Origin of the sequence: Bacteroides sp. K03, from assembly GCF_019734355.1 — a bacterium.
Classification (GTDB): Bacteria; Bacteroidota; Bacteroidia; order Bacteroidales; family Bacteroidaceae; genus Bacteroides; species Bacteroides nordii.
Genome location: NZ_JAASHC010000003.1, coordinates 395,093 through 419,764, shown reverse-complemented (window position 1 = coordinate 419,764; position 24,672 = coordinate 395,093). Strand labels below are relative to the sequence as shown.

The window sequence follows — 24,672 nt, the reverse complement described above, 5'->3', positions numbered from 1 at the left end:
TTTTTTCTTATCCTTTTGCTTCCTGATACAGGAATCTCTTGATTGATTTCTTCGGAGTTTTCTCGAACTCTTCCGGATATATTTTCATTTTTGAAATCTGGCTATATGCCGGCAACATGGCATTCAGTGCAACGCGGTTTTCTTCCATTACGCGTTCCATATCTTCATTTTTCAAGCCATGTGCAAAAGCTTCGTCGAAGTCGGGATATACCAGACCCACTAATTTCTCATTTTGCTGCACGATGATACTTTCCGATACGTAAGGCAGATTGTTCAACTTGTCTTCAATCTCCTCAGGATAGATATTTTGTCCGTTTGGACCTAATAGCATATTCTTACTGCGACCTTTGATCGTGATATTTCCTTCGGCATCTTCCAAAGCAAGATCACCGGTATGCAACCAGCCATCCTTATCAATTACTTGTTCGGTAGCTTCTTCATTTTTGTAATATCCCAGCATTACATTGGGACCTTTGCAAACAATTTCTCCCGGTATGTTTTCAGGATCCGATGAAAGAATTCTCACATCCATACGGGGCGCAGCTTTTCCACATGAACCCGGTTTGAAATATTTCCAATCCTCGTAACAGATGATCGGACCACATTCTGTCATTCCATAGCCCACTGTGTAGGGGAACTCAATCATCTTGAGAAATTGCTCCACTTCCTGATTGAAAGCGGCACCACCCACAATCACAGCTTCAAAGTTGCCCCCAAAGGCCTGTATCATCTGTTCGCGTACTGTTGCCTTGATCTTATCATTAATAACAGGTACTTTCAGCAATAGCTTCATGGTGGGAGTTTCCAGTTTAGGCAAGATATTCTTCTTTATAATCTTTTCGATGATAAGTGGTACAGCTACTACCAGATTGGGTTTCACCTCTGCAAATGCCTGGAAGATAATTTTGGGACTTGGCATCCGGGTAAGGAAGTAGATTTGGCAACCTACGGAAAATTCATACAGGAACTCAAATGCCAGCCCGTACATATGCGCCATTGGCAGCATAGATACAATCTTGTCACCCGGTTTTAACGTTAGCACTTCAAAACCGAATTTGGTATTTGACCACAGGCTACGGTAGGGGAGCATTACCCCCTTCGAATAACTTGTTGTTCCGGATGTATAGTTGATAACCGCCAGCTCTTCGGGCTGGTCTTTGTGATATTCTACATGTTCTTTTCGGAAGTTCTTCGGGTATTTCTTGCCGAATAATTCGTTCAGATGTTCGCGGGCGTATGTCAGTTTTTCACTGCGTGTTACCAGCAGGGTGAAGTCTGTCATCATCAGGATACCTTCGAGTAGTGGCATAGCCGATTCATTGAGGTTTTCCCATACCATATCGCCAACGAAAAGGAGTTTGGCTTCAGAGTGATTGACTATGTTGTGTACATTGTCTGCTTTGAATTCGTGCAGAATCGGTACAATTACTGCACCGTAGGTTAATGTAGCAAGAAAAGTGACTCCCCAGTGAGAGCTGTTTCGTCCGCAGACGGCTATCTTGTCTCCTTTTTGAATACCGCTTTCTTCAAAGATGATATGCAGCTTTTCAATCTTGCGGGCTACGTCTTTATACTGTAGGGTGGCTCCCTTATAATCTGTTAGGGCATCCAGGTCCCAGTTATTCTTGATACTGTTTTCAATGTAAGCTATAAAACTTTGTTCCATTGTTTTTTGCACATTTGGTATTAAATTGTGCAAATATAGGTATTTAATTGAGAACAGAAAACTTCTTTAATTGAAAGTTGAAAACTTATAGAGTTGAAAGCTGAAAATTGAAAGCTGAAAGTTGCTATGCAGCATGTTTGCGCAGCTAATTTTCAACTTTCAATTTTCAACTTTCAATTAAAGAAGTTTTCAACTAAGGTACCAGTCGTACATTTTTCGTACTCCTTCCTCTATCTCGATTTTGTGATGCCATCCTAATCCGTGTAGTTTGGAAGGATCTGTTAACTTGCGCATCGTACCGTCCGGCTTGGTACTGTCAAAAGTTAGTTTACCTTTATAACCAACTGTTTCTACAATCAGTTCGGCGAGCTGGCGGATAGATATTTCTTTGCCTGTACCAATGTTGATGTGGCAATTGCGAATATCTTTGCTACCTTCTTTATAGGTATCCTTGAAATCTACATGTTCCATCACGAATACGCTGGCATCGGCCATTTCTTCACTCCATAAGAATTCGCGTAACGGTGTTCCGGTGCCCCAAAGCAATACTTCCGTATCACTGATACCATATTTTTTCAGGATATTCAGAATATCTTCTTGGGGGCTATTACCGTCGATTCCTTCTACCGGACGGGCATTCATATCTTTGCGTACTGCTTCCCAGTTTCCTTCTTTCAGGCAGTGTGCCAGATGTACTTTGCGTATCATGGCTGGTAATACATGGCTACGTTCCAGATCGAAGTTATCATTCGGTCCATATAGGTTGGTAGGCATTACAGCGATATAATTTGTTCCATATTGCAAATTGAAACTTTCGCACATTTTCAATCCTGCAATTTTGGCGATGGCATAGGGCTCATTGGTGTATTCCAACGGGGAAGTCAGCAGTACCTCCTCTTTCATTGGCTGCTCGGCGTCCCGCGGATAGATACAGGTGCTGCCCAGGAATAACAGTTTCTTCACATGGTGACGAAAACTTTCGCCGATAACATTCTGCTGTATTTGTAGATTCTTGTAAATAAAGTCAGCGCGATAAATACTGTTGGCCATGATGCCACCCACGAATGCAGCAGCTAAGAATACATATTCCGGTTGTTCTTCATCAAAAAAGTTGCGAACGGCAACACCATCCAGCAAATCGAGCTCTTTGTGTGTACGTCCTACAAGATGGGTGTATCCTTTTTCCTGCAAGTTTTTCCAGATAGCAGAACCCACGAGTCCGTGGTGTCCTGCTACATATATCTTTGCATTTTTATCCATTGATCTTACTCCTGTTTGGTTGCAATCATTTTTTGTACTTTTCTCATATCATGGCGTACCATGATCTTTACTAATTCGGGGAATGGAGTGGCACACGGATTCCAGCCTAATACAGTTTTAGCCTTCGTAGGATTACCCAGTAGCTGTTCTACTTCAGCCGGACGGAAATATTTCGGATCAACCTCTACCAATACTTTTCCGGTAACGGTGTCGATACCTTTTTCATCTATTCCTTCGCCTTCCCAACGCAGGTTGATTCCTGCTTCGGCAAAAGCAAGTGTACAGAACTCGCGTACGGTGTGCATTTCTCCGGTAGCAATCACAAAGTCTTCCGGAACATCATGTTGCAGGATAAGCCACATGCATTCTACGTAATCTTTCGCATATCCCCAGTCACGGCGTGCATCCAGGTTTCCCAAGTACAATTTGTCTTGTTCACCTTGTACAATACGTGCTGCTGCCAGTGTTATTTTACGGGTTACGAATGTTTCTCCGCGACGTTCACTCTCATGGTTAAAGAGGATACCGTTTACAGCAAACATACCGTAACTTTCGCGGTAGTTCTTTGTAATCCAGAAGCCATATTGCTTGGCCACTGCATACGGACTACGTGGATAGAACGGAGTTGTTTCACTCTGAGGCACTTCCTGTACCTTGCCATAAAGCTCTGAGGTAGAAGCCTGATAAATGCGTGTTTTCTTTTCCAGTCCCAGGATACGTACTGCTTCGAGCATACGTAGTGTACCGATAGCATCTGCTTCCGCAGTGTATTCGGGTACATCAAAAGATACCTTAACATGGCTTTGTGCAGCTAAGTTGTATATTTCGTCGGGTTGTACCATTTGGATGACACGTATCAATGAACTTGAATCAGTCATGTCGGCATAATGCAGGTTGATAGTACGTTTCTGTTTCATGTCGCGCACCCATTCGTCAAAATAAAGATGTTCGATGCGTCCGGTGTTGAAAGAAGAAGAACGACGGAGTATACCGTGTACTTCATAACCTTTTTGCAATAAAAATTCGGCAAGGAATGAACCGTCTTGCCCTGTGATCCCAGAAATAAGAGCTTTCTTCATATTATAAATAATTAATTTGGTAGTTGATAGTTGGTAGTTAGAAGCTAATAGTTAGTAGTTAGAATCCCTTCGGCATAAAAATAATCACGCTGTATAGATTCTAACTACTGACTTCTAACTCTGGCTTCTAATATCGTTGCAATATTCGGTATTTTCTTTCGGATAAGAGCTATATATAAGGATGGAATTTTTTAGTTTAAACAGAAAATATTTATATTTGCCGAATATTATTCAAGTATAAATGAAAATTATATTGTTTAGTTTATAAATATCATTTTTATTTGAATTTTTTAATTGTAGTATTAATATATTCGGATATGAATGATTGTTTTAATGAATTAAGTCTCTCTAACTATTGGAACGGACGGTTGCCGGAAGCCGGATTCATTCGTAAGAGTTATACCAATCGTATTTTTGGCTATATCGGTAATAAACTGATAAAGTTACTGATAGGCCAACGTGGGGCAGGGAAATCATATCTGCTTCGGCAGATTATGCTTCATTTACTTGATGAGGGAGTATCGGCACGGAATATATTGTATATAAATCGTTCATTCACCGATTCTGGTTTCATATCCGGACGTGAAGGACTTGAAGAACTTTTATCTACTTATCGGGAACGAATTCATCCGGTAGGAAAAATCTATCTATTTATTGAAGAGATACAGAACATCATAGGTTGGGAAGAGTTTGTATATTCTCATTCGCAGGATTATGTCAACAGTAGTGAGCTGTTTATCAGTGGGTCCGGTAGAGAGATACTTCCTTGCGATGCGGAAGGGATGCCGGACCGGCATTATGTGAGTTTTGAGGTTTTTCCTTTTAGTTATGCAGAGTATAGAGAACATGTGCGGGAAGAAGCTTCCGGTAAGAGCTATGCTGCATATATGGAAGGGTGTTCCTTGCCCCGGCTTTCTGTTTTATCAACGGAAGATGCAAAATGGAATTATGTCTCCTCTATTAAAGATACCGCACTGTTTCGTGATATTGTGCAACAGTATCGTGTGAAAGATCCCCGGCTTTTTGAAGATGTACTTATCTATTTAGCAACACATCTGTCCGAATTGGTATCTGTTACTAATCTGGTTACTCATTTTAATTCGCAGCAGCGAAAGACGAGTTATGATACGATTGCCAATTATATCAGTTACCTCGAGAATACTTTCCTGATTCATCGTGTAGAGCGCTGTCAGGTTCGTAGTAAAGAAGTAGTGCTGGGCAGTTGTCGTTATTATATTAATGATTGGGCTTTCATGCGTTTTCTTTATCCATTCTTTGTCCGCGAACAGGACGCAAAGTTCAAAAATCATGTTTATCTTGAATTACGACGTGCCGGATATGCTGTTTATGTAGGTGTACATCGTAATAAAGTGATTGACTTTCTTGCACGGAAAGGAGACCGGATTATCTACATTCAGTGTGTGTGTGCTTTGGATAATGAGTTGACGATGCAGTCTTTGTATGCTTCGTTGGAGGCAATACAGGATAATTATGAAAAGTGGATAGTATCTCTTGATAATGTAGCATTGCCGTCAAAGGAAGGCATACGGCATATACAGGTGTGGAAATTGGCAGAAATGTTGTAACATTTATTATTATCTGCCACAACTCTTTAATCTCTTGTTTGCAAACTTAGTATTTTAACGGTGACTTAAAATGCATATTAATAGTGATTTAAATACGTACTTTTGTACCCCAAAAGTACGTACTTTTTTATTGCTTGGTTTTCAGTGTTTTATAGTCTGTTTCTACCATTGTATCAAATAACTTCACTGTAAAGTGATAAACTCTTTAGATAAAACAATCTGTTAGTTGTTTATGGGGTGGATAATGTGCTTATATCATCCATCACTTGATACTTCATGAGAATATCGGTTTGTCGCATCGGAAATACCAGTATTCCATTTCTGTTTATGAAGAAATATTTTTCTCCTTTACCATCTTGTTAATAAGTCTCTTTTTGAGATGATATGTAATAAAAGTCTCTCAATACGTAAAAACTATTGAGAGATTTTTTGTTTGCAACAATTCTTTTTTATCTGTTTTTCTGATATAAAAAATAGATTGGAGGAGGAGTCTGTTTTTGTCTTTTTGTAATTTTGAAATACATATTACATAATCATTAATTTAAGAGGAGTAGCTTGCTTATGTGTTCATTATGAGATACTTTTGTGATACCTGTATGGGCGGTGAGATATGAAAACCGGTTGAAGAGGAGAAAATCCTTATGTCATTGTATAACAGAGTTAGTGACATATTTAAACTTCCTGAGAATAAGTGTGATATGAATTGAGAGGGACAAAGTGATATAATCTTTGGACAAGATGGTATATACTGAAGATTGATTTTGTTGGAAAGCATCTGGCTTGCAATTAATTTTGTATGCAGATATCTGGGCGAGATGCGTACTATGCATAGACGCGTCTGTTTTGTTTAAAGCATGTATTAATAACAAGTAAAACTGTTAACTTATGATTAAGTGGTTTGGTCGTTTTTTATTCTCGAGTAGACGAATGGTTTATATCAAGGTGGCATCTCAATTTAAAACTGCTCCATGGCGGGTTTATGAGCTGGCACATGGTTCTAAGGCCCGTAGTAACAAAGAAAGCAAAATATTACAGGAATTGAAAGAACAGGGTATCATCTCTATTGTTCGCCTTTTTTAGTGTTTTGATATCATTGGGAAGGAAGGCTGTTTCTATACTTTTCATTTTAAGTATTGATGGGCTCTCCTTGTTTGTTTAACTTATTCACTGCTTACTTTTTCCCATGATTTTGTCTATAATTAGCGCAATTGCCCCATCACCTGTAACATTACATGCTGTACCGAAACTGTCCATTGCAATGTACAACGCTATCATTAATGCTTGTGCTGATTCGTCAAAGCCCAACATGGATTGTAAAATACCTAAAGATGCCATAATAGCTCCTCCGGGAACACCAGGTGCGGCTATCATGGTGATGCCTAACATAAAAATGAATCCTGCGAAAAGAGAGAAATCGAATGGCATACCTTGCATCATCATTAAAGCCAAAGCACAGGCTACAATCTTTAGTGTACTGCCCGAAAGATGGATCGTGGCGCAGAGTGGAATGACAAAACCGGCAATATCAGCTGATACTCCATTCTTTTTTGTCTGCTCTAAGGTGACAGGGATGGTAGCAGCAGATGATTGAGTTCCTAATGCGGTGAAGTAGGCTGGTAACATCCGTCCTAATAATTTGAAAGGATTGCGTTGAACAAACAGTGCGGCAATAGAGTATTGAAAAATCAATAAGAAAATGTGCAAAGCGAAAATAACTCCAATGATTTTGATGAATACCATTAGGATGGAGAATACTTGTCCGGAGTGTGTCATGTTGAGAAATATACCGAAGATGTAGAGCGGTAGCAAAGGCAGAATGACAGCACTGATCATGCGGACAATAATCTCCTGGAAATCTCTTGCCACATTCTTTAGGGCATCACTGCGTAGTGTGGCCAATCCTAATCCCAGTGTGAAAGCGAGAACCAAAGATGTCATTACATTCATTAGCGGTGGGATGGCAACGGAGAAGAAAGGAAGTATGCCTTGTGCTTCACTCACTTCTTCGAGTGGTCTTCCGGGCTCTATCAAGGATGGGAATAAAGTAGCACCGGTAAAGTAGGAGAGGAAACCCGAAAACAATGTCGCTCCGTAGGCAATCAGTGCAGTTACAATCAGCATTTTGCCGGCTCCTTTTCCGATATCGGCAATGGCAATTGTGACCAGTCCGAGAATGATGAGCGGAATAGAAAAATTTAGAAATTCACTAAAGATACCATTGAATGTTACAAATATGCGAACTAACGAGGCCGGAAAGAAGTGTCCAACTGCAATTCCTAACAAAATGGCAATAATAATGCGGGGTAACAGGCCGATATGGATTTTCTTCATGGTCGAAACTTTATTTAATTGCTACAAAAGTAGCATTTTTTCTGTAAATAGCCGAACAAAATTTTATTGTATATGTTATAGTAAATAAGTAAATTAATAAAGAATAAACAACTAATTAGATAAAACTTACAATTATGTCAATACAGAATAAAACAGATGTTGGGCTGATTGGTTTGGCTGTAATGGGCGAAAATTTAGCTTTGAATATGGCAAGTAAAGGATGGAATGTATCGGTATACAACCGTACAGTGCCCGGAGTAGAAGAAGGAGTGGTAGAACGATTTCTCAATGGGCGGGCTAAAGGTCTAAACATCGAAGGTTTTACTGATATTGCTGCATTTGTAGATTCAATAGCCTTGCCTCGAAAGATAATGATGATGGTTCGTGCAGGTAGTGCTGTAGATGAATTGATGGAACAACTTTTCCCTTTACTTTCTCCGGGTGATATTTTGATTGATGGTGGTAACTCCAATTATGAGGATACCAATCGTCGTGTGGAATTGGCTGAGTCGAAGGGATTTCTTTTCGTCGGTGCAGGTGTGTCTGGTGGTGAAGAGGGAGCCTTGAATGGTGCTTCCATTATGCCAGGCGGTTCAGTAGCAGCCTGGTCGGAGGTGAAACCTATTCTGCAAAGTATTGCAGCAAAAGCATCAGACGGTACGCCTTGTTGCGACTGGATTGGGCCGGCAGGTTCCGGACATTTTGTGAAGATGATACACAATGGCATAGAGTATGGCGATATGCAACTTATTGCTGAGGCGTACTGGGTAATGAAGAATCTGCTTGACCTGGAGAATGAAGAGATGGCAAATGTCTTTTCTCATTGGAATGAAGGGAAACTTCGTAGTTATTTGATTGAAATTACAGCAAATATTTTGCGGCATACAGATAAGTCGGGAGGGTATTTGTTGGATAAAATTCTGGATACTGCAGGACAGAAGGGTACGGGGAAATGGTCCGTTATTAATGCCATGGAGCTGGGTATGCCTTTGGGACTGATTGCTACTGCGGTATTTGAACGTAGTTTGTCGGCTCAGAAAGAGTTGCGCGAGACAGCTTCACGGCAATTTCAGTGCAAACGTACACAAGCTGTTTATAATAAACCGGAATTGGTGAAGGAAATTTATGCTGCATTATATGCATCCAAGCTGGTTTCTTATGCTCAGGGGTTCGCTGTACTTCAGCGTGCTTCTGATACTTTTGGCTGGAAACTCGATCTGGCTTCTATTGCACGTATGTGGCGTGGCGGTTGTATCATTCGTAGTATCTTCTTAAATGACATTGCTGCTGCTTTCGAGGCAAAGGATAAACCGAAAAATCTTTTGTTGGCACCTTATTTCCGGGATGAAATAAAGGAGCTGTTATCCGGATGGAAAACGCTCGTAGTACAGGCTATGCATGAGGAGCTTCCTGTTCCCGCTTTTTCTTCGGCATTGAATTATTTCTATTCATTGGTATCCGCCAATTTGCCTGCTAATATGATACAGGCGCAACGCGATTACTTTGGTGCACATACTTTTGAACGAAAAGATGAACTCCGCGGACAGTTCTTCCATGAGAACTGGACAGGACATGGTGGTGATACGAAATCAGGAATATACAATAATTAGTGAAAAGTGATAAGTGATTAGTGCCATCCGGCATAATAGCGCAGCCACTAATCACTAATCACTAATCACTAACCACTAACGACTAATCACTAAGATGATGGATAAATTTGTAATGATAATCTTTGGCGCTTCGGGTGACCTTACTAAACGTAAGCTGATGCCTGCCTTGTACTCTTTGTATAGAGATAAGCGTCTCACAGGGGAGTTTTCTGTGATAGGTGTGGGACGTACTGTGTACTCGGATACTGACTATCGTGCTTACATATATACAGAACTTGAACAATTTGTGAAACCCGAAGAACAGGATAAAGAGTTGATGGATAGCTTTACACAACATCTTTATTATCTGGCTATTGATCCTGCTATAGAGGCTGGCTATGTCCGCCTTCGTCAGCGTATTGAAGAACTTGCCGGAGAGAAGGAACCGGATAATCTGTTGTTCTATCTGGCTACACCTCCTTCTTTATATGGAGTGATTCCGTTGCACCTTAAAAAAGCGCATCTTAATCGCGGAAGGGCACGTATTATCGTAGAGAAGCCATTTGGATACGATCTTCAGTCTGCTGAAGAGTTGAATCGTATTTATGCTTCTGTTTTCGATGAACATCAGATTTACCGTATTGACCATTTTTTGGGTAAGGAAACTGCTCAAAACCTGCTTGCTTTCCGTTTTGCTAACGGGATATTTGAACCTCTGTGGAATCGTAATTATATCGATTATATAGAGGTGACGGCTGTTGAAAATCTGGGTATTGAGCAGCGTGGTGGTTTCTATGATACTGCCGGGGCCTTACGTGATATGGTGCAGAATCATCTCATACAACTTGTGGCACTTACGGCAATGGAACCACCTGCCATCTTTAATGCTGATACATTCCGTAATGAAGTGGTGAAAGTGTATGAATCTCTGACTCCATTGACCGAAGAGGATTTTGAAGAACATATTGTTCGGGGGCAATACACCGCTTCTGGTAATAAGAAGGGATATCGTGAAGAGAAAAATGTAAATCCCGATTCACGGACGGAGACGTATATTGCTATGAAACTGGGAATTAGTAACTGGCGTTGGAGTGGTGTTCCATTCTACATCCGTACCGGAAAGCAAATGCCTACCAAGGTTACGGAAATAGTGGTACACTTCCGTGAAACACCACATCAGATGTTTCATTGTGCGGGAGGTAATTGTCCTCGTGCCAATAAACTAATCCTTCGCCTTCAACCCAATGAAGGTATTGTTCTGAAAATAGGTATGAAAGTACCTGGTGCAGGATTTGAAGTGAAACAAGTAACAATGGATTTCAGTTATAACCAGCTTGGTGGCGTACCTGGTGGCGATGCTTATGCCCGTTTGATTGATGACTGTATCCAGGGTGATCCTACGCTCTTTACACGAAGTGACGCAGTGGAGGCGTCCTGGCGGTTCTTTGATCCAATTCTCCACTATTGGAAAGAACATCCCGATGCACCGCTTTATGGTTATCCGGCCGGTACATGGGGTCCTCTCGAAAGTGAAGCTATGATGCACGAACATAGTGCTGAATGGACTAATCCTTGTAAAAATTTGACAAACACAGACCAATATTGTGAACTATGAAACCTTTTATTTATCCTTCGTCCATTGAGACGGCACGCGCACTGATTCTTCATCTGATAAAGATTATGATAGATGAACCCGGCAAGACTTTCAATATTGCTTTAAGTGGTGGAAGTACTCCTGCATTGATGTTTGACTTGTGGGCAAACGAATATAGCGATATTACTCCGTGGACGCGGATGAAAGTTTTTTTTGTAGACGAACGCTGTGTTCCACCCGAGAACTCAGATAGCAATTATGGAATGGTACGTTCATTGTTGGTGGGCGTGGTTCCTATTGATTATGAAAATGTGTTTCGTATCAGAGGAGAGGATAGACCGGATAAGGAAGCGGTCCGGTATTCCCGGGTAGTAGAAAGCCAGGTTCCTTTGCAGGATGGTTGGCCTGTATTTGATATAATATTGTTAGGAGCAGGTGGAGATGGGCATACTTCATCAATTTTTCCCGGACAAGAGAAACTATTGTCTGCTGACCGGGTTTATGAAGTAAGTTATAACCCGAATAATGGCCAGAAACGTGTTGCGATGACGGGGTGTCCTATTATTAATGCCCGTCGGGTAATCTTCTTGATCACAGGCAGAAGTAAAGCTGAAGTGGTGGAGGAGATTTGTACTTCTGGTGACACAGGACCTGCTGCATATATTGCCCATCATGCTAAGAATGTAGAGCTCTTTCTTGATGATTATGCGGCTGCGAAAATAAATAGAGAAGAAATACCGGATTGATCGGTTAACAAGTTGATTGTAGTATCTTCTGAAATATCTATATAAGAAAGTTGTTTCAATACGATAAGAAACGGCTTTCTTTTCGTATTGAAACCTGTGATAAGAATGGCTTTGTATAATTCATTCTTATCTGTTTTTTAATCGGGTACTTCTTTTATTTTCTCAATAAGGTATTCTTCTTTTTCATTTCTATGACAGTAGCAAATATAGTAGTTAGGGTCGTTTACTATATCTTTAAAGCTCTGTGGTAATTCAATTTCTTTTGTCTCTCTGTTGATAGCAACCAAAGCTATCATAATTCCTTCTTCTTTGCATTTGTCAATCAGGAGGCCATTTAGCATTAATTCTTCTTCGTTCATCTCATCTGTTTTAACGGGTACAAAGATAATGCTATAATAATAAAATTGTACTATTTGTGATATATTATTTTTTTACTAAGTCGCTTTTTAAATAATAAATGAATAGAAATAAAATATTACGGCTTGCTGTCTTCACAGATGGCCTGCCGTATAAAAAGTTTAAGTTTTAAATCAAAACAGATATTTGGTTAAAAAGGTTCTGTATTTAGCTTAATTCTTAGTCCTGTTTAACGAATTATTAAGTATGATAGCTATATAAACAAAAATCCGCCCTACCTTCACAGGCTGGGCGGACAAGAAATCTCTTACATAGAGATTTATCAAATCTTATGCTATAATTTAAAAAAGTATATATACAGACTTTCACAAGCCTGACTAATATATTAATCAGAATTTCAAATAGTGATATATTATTGTTGTTTGATAAGTAAATAGAGGTGCCCAAAAAATAGAAAGAGACAACCTTATAAGCCAACACGAAGTTGTTTTATGGCTTTTATATGCGCAAAGATAATATAAATAATTGAATAATGAAAAAATATGATGAGGGGATTTAAGATTTGTATGCTTTAGGCTGCAATAATACCCCATTATCATCCTTTTATAAGGCTTGTTTAGAGGTTATACCTTACCTGCATGTAGACTACGCCTACTCTGTAAACAGCTGATATGATTTTTATTTGTGGCTAATAAATGCTATGAGAAATAAATAAGAGAGGATTGTGATTTGTGATGTTCATGCTATTAGGGTTGAGGATAACTGTAGGAGTGAGGCACTTTACGATGAGTTATGTGTGAGTCACATGATAAGTGAAGCATTTTAAGCAGGTTTCGTTTCTTCAGAATCAAGGTTTATTTTTTATGAATACTCTAATAAACTAACACTATCTGCCTATTTTTTCTACAATCTCATTTTGTAGCATAAAAATAAATCTTGAATTGTCCGGGTTCTTTTTTTTGTGAAACGTATATGATATTGATATACAGATTTTTATTATGATGTATAAACATTGTAATTGTCCGGGTAGCTTTTTAGGATATTTTGATCTTTTTCTTTATTTTTGTCTAAAGTCATTTCTCCTTTACTTCGAAATCATTCTTTTTGATAATATACAATCCACTATAAATATTTTATTGATTGAGATAAATCCTTATTAGTGTTAACATTTTAATTTTATTATTATGAAGAAGAGTTTTTATCCATTAGTTGTGCTTATTCTTTTTTTATTGGCAATGAATGCCAGTGCGCAAACTGCAACATCCTTAGAAGTTAATGATACAAGGGATGTAAGTGAATCACCTAATAGTTATGGGGAAAAAGTAATTAGAGCAGACTTGAAGTTCTTAACGACTTCAGGAATAAGTACTGCATATGGATTTACCACGAATCTGACGATTTCTCCTGGATTTAACGGAACGGCTGGATATATAAGTCAATTAAGTTTTAATAATAATGGTGTTTTTTATAGAAATGGTGATTTTTTCTCTTCTTCTTGGAATGGATGGAATAAAATATTGATGAGTGATCTGTTCGGGAATGTTAATTTGGAGAAGTTAAAAGTAACTGACTCATTTGAATTTGGAAATGAGTTGGATAATACAAATTCCACATTCATTATTCAAGGTCCTAATTCTCCTACAGGTGAAGCAGGGAAGCGAGATATTATTTTTAATTTTAAGTATGCAGGGCAAAGTGGTATAAGAGCGTTTAGAGGTGATGAATGGGGTACTTTTTTACAGTTAATGACTAGCCAGCCTGGGGATGCTACAGGAATGCCGAGGGTGAGAATGCATATTGATCAATATGGAAAAATAGGTGTTGGTACAGTTAATCCATCCAGTGAGTTTGATGTAAATGGTACTATTAGTTCGCATAATTTGCTGACGAGTGGGAGTATTGGAATCGGTACTGTTAACACAGAAGGTTACAAATTAGCCGTTAATGGTATTATTCGTGCAAAAGAGATCAAAGTAGACTCTGATTGGGCTGACTTCGTTTTTAAGAAAGATTATAAGCTTCCTACTCTGAAAGAAGTTGAGACCCATATCAATGAAAATGGAACTTTGCCTGGTATACCAAGTGAGGCGGAGGTTAAAGCCAACGGAGTAAACCTGGCTGAAACAAATGCTTTGCTACTTCAAAAAATAGAGGAACTGACTCTTTACATCATTCAACAAGAAAAACGAATGGAGAGTATGGAAGCCGAAATAAAAAGCATTAGATCAAATTAATATTAACGCTTAAAAATATTATTATGAAAACAAAGATTATTGCTGTATTGCTATTATTAAACTCATCAATGATGTTTGCACAAATTGATCAAAAAAATGATAGTGTAAGTGCTGTTTCCATTCGATCTTCTATGACTAATACTTTGACTTCATCCGATGATAGAATGTTTCATCGCTTAGGTCTTGGTGACATTGATGATCCTACTGCCATGTTTTCAGCTTTCCAGGGAGAACCTTTGCAGAAAGCCAAAGGAGATTATATTACTTTATACTCATTCATCACTAATTGTTTTTATAATGTAGCTTACAATCGACTTTTTCTTGTAAGAGATGCCGCTGGTGATGAATGGACTACTGCCAGATTTCATGAAGGTATTTCTATTGATGACTCTTTTTCAAAGCCAGGAGAAACTAGAACGTGGTGGGAGCGAGATCCTTATGATAAAATTCAGTCATGGGGTGACGGAGCAGAAACGTATATGACCATTAATAGAGGTAATGTAGGTATTGGTACACTGGATCCACAAGGATATAAATTAGCTGTTAATGGTACTATTCGTGCAAAAGAAATAAAAGTAGACTCTGATTGGGCTGACTTCGTTTTTAAGAAGGATTACAAACTTCCTACATTGGAGGAAGTAGAGCAACACATCGGTGAAAAAGGTACCTTGCCGGGTGTACCTTCGGAAGAAGAAGTAAAAGCCAATGGAGTGAATTTAGCTGAAACCAATGCTTTGCTACTTCAAAAGATAGAAGAATTAACTTTATACATAATTGAAATGAAGAAAGAAATCAATGAGTTAAAAAAGAGATAATAGCTATTAATTTACTAACTTTTAAATTTATAGGTTATGAAAAAGATTCTACTGCTTTTTGTGTCACTATTTAGTGTGGGATTGGGCTTTGCTCAACAAATAGGGGATGGTTATGCACAAACTATTAATAGTTTTAATAGTATATTAAATACAGGTATTTATGATTCAGACAAAATTCAAACAAACTATCCTTATGAAATTCCCCAATGGCCTTGGAAATATTTATTTGTTATGCGTCATAATGATTCAAACCTTAATTATCAATTTCAAATTTCCACAACTTTTGAACATGACGACCGAATATTTTTTAGAAAACTGGCCCACTTGAAAACGGATACTGAGTATAATAACAATTGGCAGGAGTTTGCCACCAGAGGAGTAAATACTTTTAATGGGGTTCAAACAATTAATGGAGATCAGTATGTTAATGGAAATATACATGTAAACAAATACTTGTTTATTCCTTCTAATAGAGAATTGATTTTTGGTAATACTTCTGATAGAGATCATAGTTTACGAATATCATATAATGGGAATGATAATAATGGTTCCTGTTATATTAATTATTCTGGAGACTTAAGATATCGTAATGGGTCTATGACCGATGATGTTCCAGTTGTCTTATTTTCAAAAGATAATAATGTTGGTATTGGTACACTGGACCCACAAGGATATAAATTAGCTGTTAATGGTACTATTCGTGCAAAAGAGATAAAAGTAGACTCTGATTGGGCCGACTTTGTTTTTAAGAAGGATTATAAACTTCCAACATTAGGAGAGGTAAAGAAGCATATTACAGAAAAAGGTACTTTACCAGGTATTCCTAGTGAATCAGATGTTAAAGCCAATGGAGTTAGTTTGGGTGAAGTGAATGCTTTATTACTTCAAAAAGTTGAAGAGTTAACCTTGTATGTTATAAAATTGCAAGAAGAAGTAAATGAGTTAAAAACGCAAAAAAGTAATTAATTATGAAAAATGTTATAATATTGTTTTTGTTATCACTGTACTCATTTACAGTGAATGCTCAGTATTATTTAAAGGGTGAACTTAATTATTGGGAAATCCATGAACCTTATAAAGAATATTCCTATATTTTTCATCTTGATATAGCTGTTGGTATACAGACACGTGCATCTGAAGTTGGTTATGTAACATGGAATGTTGTTAATGGGAAAATAAAGGATGAGAATGGGAATTATACTTTGACTACAATAACAAAACTTGCCAATGATTATCCTCATCCTAATGCAAACGTAAGTAATATTTGTGTAATGTGGGATGGCAAAGAAGAAGGAAAGATAGAATTTTATATGCCATTAAATTATTATATTTATGGATATGAAGAAATTAGGCCTTTCGTATATACAATTCCTATTAATCCATTTAATGGTAATGTTGAAAATGTTAATATAAATAATGAAAGGTCTTATCAGGCTCAAGATATATATGTTGAGAATGTAAACATAAAGAGTGGAGCTAATGTGATATTGAATGGTTCTAATTCTGTGCGGATTGTTCCAGGATTTACTGCAGAGTTGGGAAGTGTTGTAAGAATTTATAATGGAAATACTTTTATTATATCTCAAACAAAAGCTGATTTTAGTAACAGGAATATGGCAGATAATCAAATGCAAATAGAGAAGAAGTCTGCTTTATTAAGCCAAAACTCACCTAATCCTGTAAGTGAGCATACTACTATTAATTGTTATATTCCTGAGAATTCAGGAAGTGCCTGTTTGCAATTTTATAATATGATGGGAGTTTTAGTCCTGAAAATACCAATAACTTCTATTGGCCCAAATAGTATTGATGTAAACACTACAGAACTAACTAATGGAGTTTATATGTATTCTCTTATAGTTGATGATTGTTTGATTGATACCAAACGAATGGTAGTAGCGAATTAAAAATTAAGGCAGCCTGATAAGCTGCCTTAATTTTTTAGTATTGCAGCAATAAAACGGCAATAGAATATCGCTCAAAGTGACGTTTTGGGGTTCTTAATGATAAATACTAATTAAGAAAGAAAATACCCGATTTGTATTTGTAATTAATTGAAGATAAGTAAATAAAAAAGAGGCTTCCTTGTTCGTCCGCCGACGAGGAAGCCTCTTAACACAAAAACTAAACTAGACTTAACTAAACTATTCTATTCTCAGAGTTTCACAACTCCTTTCTGTTCGGTACAAAGATACATATTTGTCATCTATTTTGCAAATAAGAATAGACAAATGGGGGCTTTTTACCGATAAACGGGTTATTTCTTAGCTTCTTTCATCAAGAAAAGTTTGAAAAACCTGTTTGTAGCTATCACTGATGGGGATATATGTCTTATCAAAGACAATCCGACCACGATCTATGATCCGTATTTTATCCTTTTGCACAATGAATGAACGATGTACTCGCATGAAGCGAGTGGGAGGGAGCAATTCCTCCATAGCTTTCATGCTCATCAGCGAAAGGATGGGTTTGGGCTGATCTTCGGTATATATTTTAATGTAATCTTTCAATCCTTCGATATAAAGAATCTTTTTAAGTTCTACTTGTACCAGTTTATAATCGCTTTTTACGAAGATACTTTCGATCTCTTCCGGTTTCTGTACGAGCTCAAACCACTGTAACGCCTTGTTGGCTGCTTGCAGGAAGTCGACGTATGAAATGGGTTTTAGTAAATAATCGAGAGCATTCACCCGATACCCGTCGATGGCATATTGATTGAAAGCAGTGGTGAATATAATACGGGTATTTTTGTCTACCATTTTGGAGAATTCAAGCCCGTTAAGTTCCGGCATTTGAATATCTAAAAAAAGCAGATCAACTTTCTTTTCCGGAAGCTCGTTCATTGCTTGTACAGCACTCGAATATTTACCGGTTAAAGACAAAAACGGAGTTTTGTTGACATAACTTTCCAACAGATCAAGAGCCAGAGGTTCATCGTCTACGATGGCACAATTTAGAGTCATGATTTTAATAATTAGTGATTAGTGATTAGTGAATAGTGATTAGTGAATAGTGATAAGTGATTAGTGGGCTACGCTGTGAACCGCATGGCACTAATCATTAATCACTTATCACTAATCACTCCTCCCTAATCACTAATCTTGATGAATATTCTTTTTTATCTTTACTCACTTCGTGTTGCCACTGATAGCGTCCGGGATAGATTAATTCGAGACGTTTGCTTACTTGTTCCAGTCCGATACCCGAACCGCTTTTATCTGTTTCGGCTTTGGGATGGTAACTGTTTGTAATTTCACATCTCACTTCTCCGTTGGCTTCAGAAAAAGCAATGCGGATAAAGCTGGGTTCTGTAGGAGAGATACCATGCTTAAAGGCATTCTCGATAAGTGATATGAAAATGAGCGGAGCGATTTCTGTCCGGTTATCCGGAGAGATATCGATATTTGTTTCTACTACTACATTGGAGGAGAGGCGGATACGCATTAGCTCTATGTAATTGCGAATGAAATCCATTTCTTTCCCTAAAGAGACAAATGTCTGCTGATTATCATACAATACGTGGCGAAGAAGCCGGCTTAACTCTTGTACGGCTTGTTGTGCTTTGTCTGTATCAAAGGCGATAAGGGCATAGATGTTATTCAGTGTGTTAAGTAAGAAATGAGGATTCAGCTGATTCCGTAAGTTCTTTAATTCGGCTTCAGTACGGCTTCTTTCCGCTTCCCGTCGTGCAGCTTCAATTTGTCCCCATCGGATACTCATTTTGATAGCGGCAGCAAGTCCTATGGTAAGTACCATCGAGAACATATCGCGAACAAAAAAGATCCAGCCGGGAGGCATGTTTTTATGGGGAGTTTTGGGAATATCGTTAACAAACATGATGGTTTGCCATAAATGAAGCCCACCGCTCATAAGAACGATTAGTGTGAGATTCAGCAATAGAAACTTTTGAATGCGTTCATTAAACAGATAACGGGGGATAAGAATGAAATAGTTTAAATAGAATACGATACAAAAGCTAAGAGGTACTCCACTACGGCGTATGTATCCTATCCAGTCAATAGGTTCTCCTCCCCGGTTGATGAAAAAGAACGGGAAGCCAAAAATGATACCCCAGCCAATGATATGGGTTAGTACCATGGCAAAGCGAACGCGGCTGTTTGTAGATTGTTTCATATTTGCAAAGATAGTAAAATTAGTGATTAACGAGTAGTGATAAGTGATTAGTTCCATGCGGATCATAGTACTCATCACTTATCACTACTCATTCTTTACTATTGCTGTTTATTCGTATCGTATTGCTTCAATCGGATCAAGGTCCGCTGCTTTTTTAGCCGGGTACCAACCAAAGAATACTCCTGTGACAGTACATACGGCAAATGATAGGAATACGCTCCACGGTTGTATAAAAATAGGCCAATGGGCTACGCTCTTAACGATCCAGCTGGCACCACAACCTATAATTACGCCTATAATACCTCCGGTAATACTTATCAGGATAGCTTCTATCAGAAACTGGCTGAGGATATCTATCCCTCGTGCACCTACCGACATACGGAGTCCGATTTCACGGGTACGTTCTGTGACAGATACATACATAATATTCATAATACCAATGCCACCCACTACCAATGAAATACCGGCGATACAAGCGAGTAGGGTAGTCATCAGGTCGGTTGTAGAATTGAGCATTGTACTAAGCTCCTGTTGGCTGCGTATAGTAAAATCATCATCATCGCTGTCTTTCAGCTTATGTTCGCGACGCAGGATACTTGTGATTTCTTCAATGGCATAATCTGTCATATCTTCGGAGAGAGCAGAGGCATAGATACCTTGCAGGTAAGTGACGGCCAGCAAACGTTTCATTACCGTAGTATAAGGTGCCAGTACAATATCGTCCTGGTCCATGCCCATAGAGTTGTATCCTTTGGCTTTGAGTACACCTACTACGCGGAAAGGTATTTTATTGAAGCGAATAACTTTTCCAACAGGATCAGATCCGTCAGGAAAGAGGTTGTCAGCTATTGTTTTTCCGATGATGCAGACTTTAGCAGAGCTCTGTATATCTGCCTCGGTGAACATCTCTCCGTTTTCTACATCCAATTGGCGGATTTTTAGATAATCCAGTCCTACTCCATTAACGGATGACGGATAGTTGCTGTTACCATTAACAAGCTGTCCGGAAGAAGATACATTAGGACTTATCCCTGAAAGATAGTTTGTTTCTTCACGCAGCTTTTCATAGTTTTCCAGCTTTAACGTCTGCATCTCGGATGCATCACGACGTACACCACCACGCATGTCACCTCCGGGATGTATCATGATCATGTTCGATCCCATTTCGGCTATTTGCGTCTGGATACTTCTTTTGGAGCCTTGACCAATAGCCAGCATGGTGATAACGGATGCTACGCCAATGATAATACCAAGCATCGTCAAGAAAGCCCGCAACTTGTTGTTGGCTAATGCCCTAAGGGCTATTTTGAATAAATTGGTTCCGTTCATTATTTTGATTTACAATTAGACAATTTACGATTTACGATTGAGGGTACTTCGACTTACGACTAGACAATTTACGATTGAAGTCATTTTGATTTACGATTAGATAATTTACAATTGAGATTACTTTCATCTATAATTTAAAGAGTGGCTTCAATCGTAAATTGTAAATCGTCCAATCGTAAATCCTTTCAGTCTTCATCATTTTTCGGCAGTGCCGCCAATCCTTCAATTGCGGAGAGGATATGAGTATTGATCGTATCTTCTATCACGTGGCCGTCCCGCAACCGGATGTTGCGACTGCTGTATTGTGCTAATTCCGGATTATGGGTGACAAAGATAATAGTACGCCCTTCGGCATGAAGTTTCTGGAACAGTACAAGTATCTCAAATGAGGTACGTGAGTCAAGGTTACCCGTTGCTTCATCCGCCAGTATTACAGCAGGATTATTGACCAATGCGCGGGCAATAGCCACACGTTGCATCTGGCCTCCGGACATCTGGTTGGATTTATGTTCCAGTCGATCACCCAGTCCTACATCCTGTAATGCTTCAATGGCCCGTCTACGACGTTCGGAAGCACTGACGCTGGCATTATACATCAGAGGAAGTTCCACATTTTCTATGGCAGTTGTTTTAGGCAGCAGGTTATAACTTTGGAATACGAAACCTATTTTCCGGTTTCGTAGTACGGCCCGTTGAGATTTACTCATGCTTCTTACAGATATTCCGTCAAGCAGATATTCTCCGCTTGTTGGAGTATCCAGGCACCCCAACGTATTTAACAAGGTTGACTTGCCTGAACCCGACGTACCCATAATGGTTACAAACTCTCCTTCGTTGATGGTGAAGGAGACCCCACGCAGGGCGTGTACAATCTCTTCCCCCACCAGAAAGTCCCGTTTGATGTTATGTAGTTCAATTACTTTCTTGCTCATATTATTGAGAACATTAATTTATTTTTTCTTATTTCCTCCCGGTCTGCCAGGCATGAAGGGGCTTTTCTCTGTATTGCCGCCAGCTTCCATTTCTGCTGTATTACTTGTAGTTGCACCGAGATTGGCTTCACTTATCACTTGGGTACCTTCGTTGATTCCACCTGTGATTTCAGTTTTGATTCCATTACTAATACCTATTTGTACAGGATGTGCAGTGAACGTATTACCTTCTTTTGTCCAAAGTTTATGTTCGCCCGCGCAATCTTTTACAATGTCTTCTTTACCGATGAGAGGAATTTCAGGAGTGAAGCGTAATGCTTTGGAAGGTACGCTGAGAACATCCTTCTTGTCCAGGATATAGATTGTGACGTTGGCTGTCAGGCGAGGTTTGAGTTTTAAGTCCGGGTTTTGTGCAGAGATGACTACCTCATATGTGACTACGCTTGTTGTTGTACTACTACTCGTACTTGTACTACTGCTTGTACTTCCCAGGCGTATCTGAGTGACTTTACCTTCGAACATATCATTGGGATATGCATCTACAGTGAAACTTACGCGTTGTCCTTCTTCTACACCACCTATATCGGCTTCATCCACATCGGCCACAACTTGCATCTGTGTCAGGTCTGCGGCAATAGTGAACAGGGTAGGCGTTTCAAATCCGGAAGCAACTGTCTGTCCTTCTTCTACATCACGGCTGATAACTACACCATCAATAGGCGAAGTGATGGTAGCATATGAAAGGTTACGTTCGGCTTTGGCTAAAGCGGCTTTACTACTGTCGAACATGCTTTTAGCCTTATCGTAATTGTATACGGCTTGTTCGTAATCTGTATCGCTGATAAGAGCTTTCTCATGCAATCCTTTGCTACGCTCGTAATTCTTCTTCTGATATTCGTATTCAGCTTTATTTCCGTCATAAGTTGCACGTGCTGAAGCAAGTTCACTTTGGAGTGTCACTTTATCCATTTCTGCAATAAGTTCTCCTTTTGTAACTACAGAATTGTAATCGACGTAAATCTTATCTACGATACCGGATACCTGTGTACCGACTTCTACTTCCGTTACAGGCGCAATCGTTCCTGTAGCCGTTACAGAGTTAGAGATGTCACTTTTGCTCACGGTAGCTGTGACATATGAGATTTTGTGCTTGGTTACCCGACCACTTAAAGCCCATATCGCTACACCTGCCACCACTATTATGGCAACACCGATGAGGATGATTTTTTTCTTGTTCATGGTTATATTTACTATTTTATAATTTACTGTTTACTATTTACTATTTACTATTTGATTTGCGTATACCATTAGGCAGGTTACACGTAATCTGTCTATAATTCGATATTCCCCCCCTGGTAGAATTTTAGTAGCTGAGCATTTAATATGGCCATGTATTTAGCCTGCAAGGTTTCTTGTTGGGCACTGAGAAGGTTATTCTTTTCCGTTAGCAGTTCTACGGTATTTTTCATACCCAGGTTGAACTGTGCACTAACCAGATCGAAGCTGGTCTGAGTACTACGGAGTTTTTCTTGTGCAGCTACATAACGTTGCTGAGCACTATTGGCATCAAGCCACAACCCTTCAATGGTTTTATACAATGTTTTTTGTTCGTCCAGCAGGTTTAACATACTGGTCTCACGTTGTAATTTAGCTTTCTGTACAGCACTTTTCGTCTGGCGATTATTGAAGATAGGTACACTAATAGATAATCCCAAAGAGTTGTTCCAGCCATTCTTTACTTGTTGAGCAAAGGTAAAGTCAGAACCACTGGTATTGTTTGTACCAATCCCGGCACTAAGGCTGACACTGGGCATGTATCCGGCACGGGCGATATCGATATTTAATTCGGATGCCTGTATGTTCAGTTTTCCCGATTCAATTTCCGGACGTACGGCAAGAGCTGCATGATAAACATCCGTTTTGGTAGGTAGGGGAGAGAGTACTTTACTATTATCCAGCGCAGGCAGATAGAGGTTGATTTCTTCTTCACCGTCCAGCTCAAGTAATTGTTTCAGTTGCAACTTGTAGTTTTGCAAAGTGGTTTGTGCAGTAACAAGTTGATAACGATCAGTACTTACTTGTGCTTCCAATTGTGCCAGATCGGCTTTAGACAGGCTTCCGGCAGCAAGCAACTCTTTTCCACGGTCGCATTGTGCTTCACTGACAGCAAGGGTACTTTCATTAACCTTCACCGACTCGGCAGCATAGAGAATCTGTACATAAGTTTGTGTGATACTTTCCTCGATATTCTTTTCTGAGGTAGCTACATCCAGCTTTGCTACACGGTTGTTCAGCTTTTCCTGTTCAATTGTTTTCAGGCGTTTACTGCCATTGTACACGGTCCATTGTGCATTTAGTCCATAGTTACCATTGTAACTGGTTTTACTGTTACTGCGTAGAATTTCGGTTCCACTTACCGTACTGCTTGATTCCTGATATGGACGGTTCACCATATTCTGGCTGGTAGAAAATGAGAGACTTGGGAAAAGAGCTGCTTTAGCTGTTTTTACATCAACGGCTGTACTTTCTGCATTAATACGGCTTTTGCGTAGGGTGATGTTTTGCTCTAAAGCGTAGTCGATACAGTCTTGTAAAGTCCATTCGGCAGGGAGTTGTAGAGAGTTGTTCTCCACCGCTTGTTCTGTGGCTGGAGTAACGTAAGTGTTCATAGCAGGATTATCTTGTGCCCTGAGGACATTGCCACCTATGCTACTACTGGTTACGCAGAGTGTTATTACTGTCAATCTTCTTACATTTATCATACTTCTTACAGTTTATTATTCTTTTTGATGTATGCGAAGGTACGTACCTATAATAACTGTTGCAAAAATGATAGACGTAAGGGGAAGTTTCGCCGCCGAATGAGTTATTTATGTCGATAAGATAACTATGATTTATCCGCTAAATACATAGTTGTCAAAAAAGTAATTATATGAATCCTTTAAGGAGAAAAATGAGGGAAGACGATGAATGTTTATACCTATGTAATAGCCTGATTTATAATGAATCAGAAACTCTTG

20 protein-coding genes are annotated in these 24,672 nt (G+C 39.1%); 9 read left to right on the top strand and 11 right to left on the bottom strand.

The window, feature by feature from the left end:
* Window positions 1-7: 7 nt before the first annotated feature.
* The 3 genes from HCG69_RS04185 to gmd all read right to left on the bottom strand — a co-directional run bounded on the left by HCG69_RS04185 (window position 8) and on the right by gmd (window position 4,005).
* Entirely contained in the window at window positions 8-1,666 is a 1,659-nt protein-coding gene (locus HCG69_RS04185) for an AMP-binding protein (protein WP_221648977.1), read from the bottom strand.
* A 189-nt stretch (window positions 1,667-1,855) separates the two neighbouring features.
* Window positions 1,856-2,926: a GDP-L-fucose synthase gene (locus HCG69_RS04180; protein ID WP_221648976.1), complete on the bottom strand. Its 1,071-nt coding sequence runs from the start codon at window positions 2,924-2,926 to the stop codon at window positions 1,856-1,858.
* A 5-nt stretch (window positions 2,927-2,931) separates the two neighbouring features.
* Window positions 2,932-4,005 (bottom strand): GDP-mannose 4,6-dehydratase, encoded by a 1,074-nt coding sequence (gene gmd, locus HCG69_RS04175; protein WP_002560711.1) that lies wholly within the window; start codon window positions 4,003-4,005, stop codon window positions 2,932-2,934.
* Window positions 4,006-4,322: 317 nt separating this feature from the next.
* On the opposite strand from gmd, the gene HCG69_RS04170 reads away from it, so the two are divergent.
* Window positions 4,323-5,591: an ATP-binding protein gene (locus HCG69_RS04170; protein WP_221648975.1), complete on the top strand. Its 1,269-nt coding sequence runs from the start codon at window positions 4,323-4,325 to the stop codon at window positions 5,589-5,591.
* Window positions 5,592-6,476: 885 nt separating this feature from the next.
* Window positions 6,477-6,671 (top strand): hypothetical protein, encoded by a 195-nt coding sequence (locus tag HCG69_RS04165; protein ID WP_221648974.1) that lies wholly within the window; start codon window positions 6,477-6,479, stop codon window positions 6,669-6,671.
* An 84-nt stretch (window positions 6,672-6,755) separates the two neighbouring features.
* Here the strand turns inward: HCG69_RS04165 and HCG69_RS04160 are convergent, their stop codons facing one another.
* Window positions 6,756-7,922 (bottom strand): dicarboxylate/amino acid:cation symporter, encoded by a 1,167-nt coding sequence (locus HCG69_RS04160; protein WP_221648973.1) that lies wholly within the window; start codon window positions 7,920-7,922, stop codon window positions 6,756-6,758.
* Window positions 7,923-8,056: 134 nt separating this feature from the next.
* Here HCG69_RS04160 and gnd point away from each other — a divergent pair, with 134 nt between their 5' ends.
* From gnd to pgl, 3 genes are all read left to right on the top strand, one after another.
* Window positions 8,057-9,532: a decarboxylating NADP(+)-dependent phosphogluconate dehydrogenase gene (gnd, locus tag HCG69_RS04155; RefSeq protein ID WP_221648972.1), complete on the top strand. Its 1,476-nt coding sequence runs from the start codon at window positions 8,057-8,059 to the stop codon at window positions 9,530-9,532.
* 97 nt (window positions 9,533-9,629) lie between these two features.
* Complete coding sequence (zwf, locus tag HCG69_RS04150) at window positions 9,630-11,126, top strand: glucose-6-phosphate dehydrogenase (protein WP_221649087.1); 1,497 nt, start codon at window positions 9,630-9,632, stop codon at window positions 11,124-11,126.
* Window positions 11,123-11,851, top strand: a complete 729-nt coding sequence (gene pgl, locus HCG69_RS04145) for a 6-phosphogluconolactonase (protein ID WP_221648971.1) — start codon at window positions 11,123-11,125, stop codon at window positions 11,849-11,851. Before zwf ends, pgl begins: the two co-directional genes overlap by 4 nt.
* Before the next feature lie 137 nt (window positions 11,852-11,988).
* Here pgl and HCG69_RS04140 read toward each other — a convergent pair whose 3' ends face one another.
* Window positions 11,989-12,210 carry a hypothetical protein gene (locus HCG69_RS04140; protein ID WP_221648970.1) on the bottom strand — a complete coding sequence of 74 codons (222 nt, stop codon included), beginning with the start codon at window positions 12,208-12,210 and terminating at the stop codon, window positions 11,989-11,991.
* 1,182 nt (window positions 12,211-13,392) lie between these two features.
* Here HCG69_RS04140 and HCG69_RS04135 point away from each other — a divergent pair.
* From HCG69_RS04135 to HCG69_RS04120, 4 genes are read left to right on the top strand one after another with little or no spacing between them, the layout of a single operon-like run.
* Entirely contained in the window at window positions 13,393-14,442 is a 1,050-nt protein-coding gene (locus tag HCG69_RS04135) for a hypothetical protein (protein ID WP_221648969.1), read from the top strand.
* Between the two features lie 23 nt (window positions 14,443-14,465).
* A complete protein-coding gene (locus HCG69_RS20610; RefSeq protein ID WP_255585413.1) occupies window positions 14,466-15,257 on the top strand; it encodes a hypothetical protein in 792 nt (263 codons plus the stop codon).
* Window positions 15,258-15,293: 36 nt separating this feature from the next.
* Window positions 15,294-16,223, top strand: coding sequence for a hypothetical protein (locus HCG69_RS04125; RefSeq protein WP_221648968.1), 930 nt, complete (start codon window positions 15,294-15,296; stop codon window positions 16,221-16,223).
* Window positions 16,224-16,225: 2 nt separating this feature from the next.
* Complete coding sequence (locus tag HCG69_RS04120) at window positions 16,226-17,164, top strand: T9SS type A sorting domain-containing protein (RefSeq protein WP_221648967.1); 939 nt, start codon at window positions 16,226-16,228, stop codon at window positions 17,162-17,164.
* A gap of 357 nt (window positions 17,165-17,521) precedes the next feature.
* Here HCG69_RS04120 and HCG69_RS04115 read toward each other — a convergent pair whose 3' ends face one another.
* The 6 genes from HCG69_RS04115 to HCG69_RS04090 form a co-directional block, all read right to left on the bottom strand.
* Window positions 17,522-18,220 carry a LytTR family DNA-binding domain-containing protein gene (locus tag HCG69_RS04115; RefSeq protein WP_221648966.1) on the bottom strand — a complete coding sequence of 233 codons (699 nt, stop codon included), beginning with the start codon at window positions 18,218-18,220 and terminating at the stop codon, window positions 17,522-17,524.
* A gap of 115 nt (window positions 18,221-18,335) precedes the next feature.
* Entirely contained in the window at window positions 18,336-19,391 is a 1,056-nt protein-coding gene (locus HCG69_RS04110; RefSeq protein ID WP_221648965.1) for a sensor histidine kinase, read from the bottom strand.
* Between the two features lie 108 nt (window positions 19,392-19,499).
* Window positions 19,500-20,720: an ABC transporter permease gene (locus HCG69_RS04105; RefSeq protein ID WP_221648964.1), complete on the bottom strand. Its 1,221-nt coding sequence runs from the start codon at window positions 20,718-20,720 to the stop codon at window positions 19,500-19,502.
* A 185-nt stretch (window positions 20,721-20,905) separates the two neighbouring features.
* On the bottom strand, window positions 20,906-21,652 hold the full coding sequence (locus tag HCG69_RS04100) for an ABC transporter ATP-binding protein (protein ID WP_221648963.1): 747 nt from the start codon (window positions 21,650-21,652) through the stop codon (window positions 20,906-20,908).
* Window positions 21,653-21,670: 18 nt separating this feature from the next.
* Window positions 21,671-22,891, bottom strand: a complete 1,221-nt coding sequence (locus tag HCG69_RS04095) for an efflux RND transporter periplasmic adaptor subunit (protein WP_221648962.1) — start codon at window positions 22,889-22,891, stop codon at window positions 21,671-21,673.
* Window positions 22,892-22,983: 92 nt separating this feature from the next.
* Window positions 22,984-24,414 carry a TolC family protein gene (locus HCG69_RS04090; RefSeq protein WP_221648961.1) on the bottom strand — a complete coding sequence of 477 codons (1,431 nt, stop codon included), beginning with the start codon at window positions 24,412-24,414 and terminating at the stop codon, window positions 22,984-22,986.
* Between the last annotated feature and the right edge of the window lie 258 nt (window positions 24,415-24,672).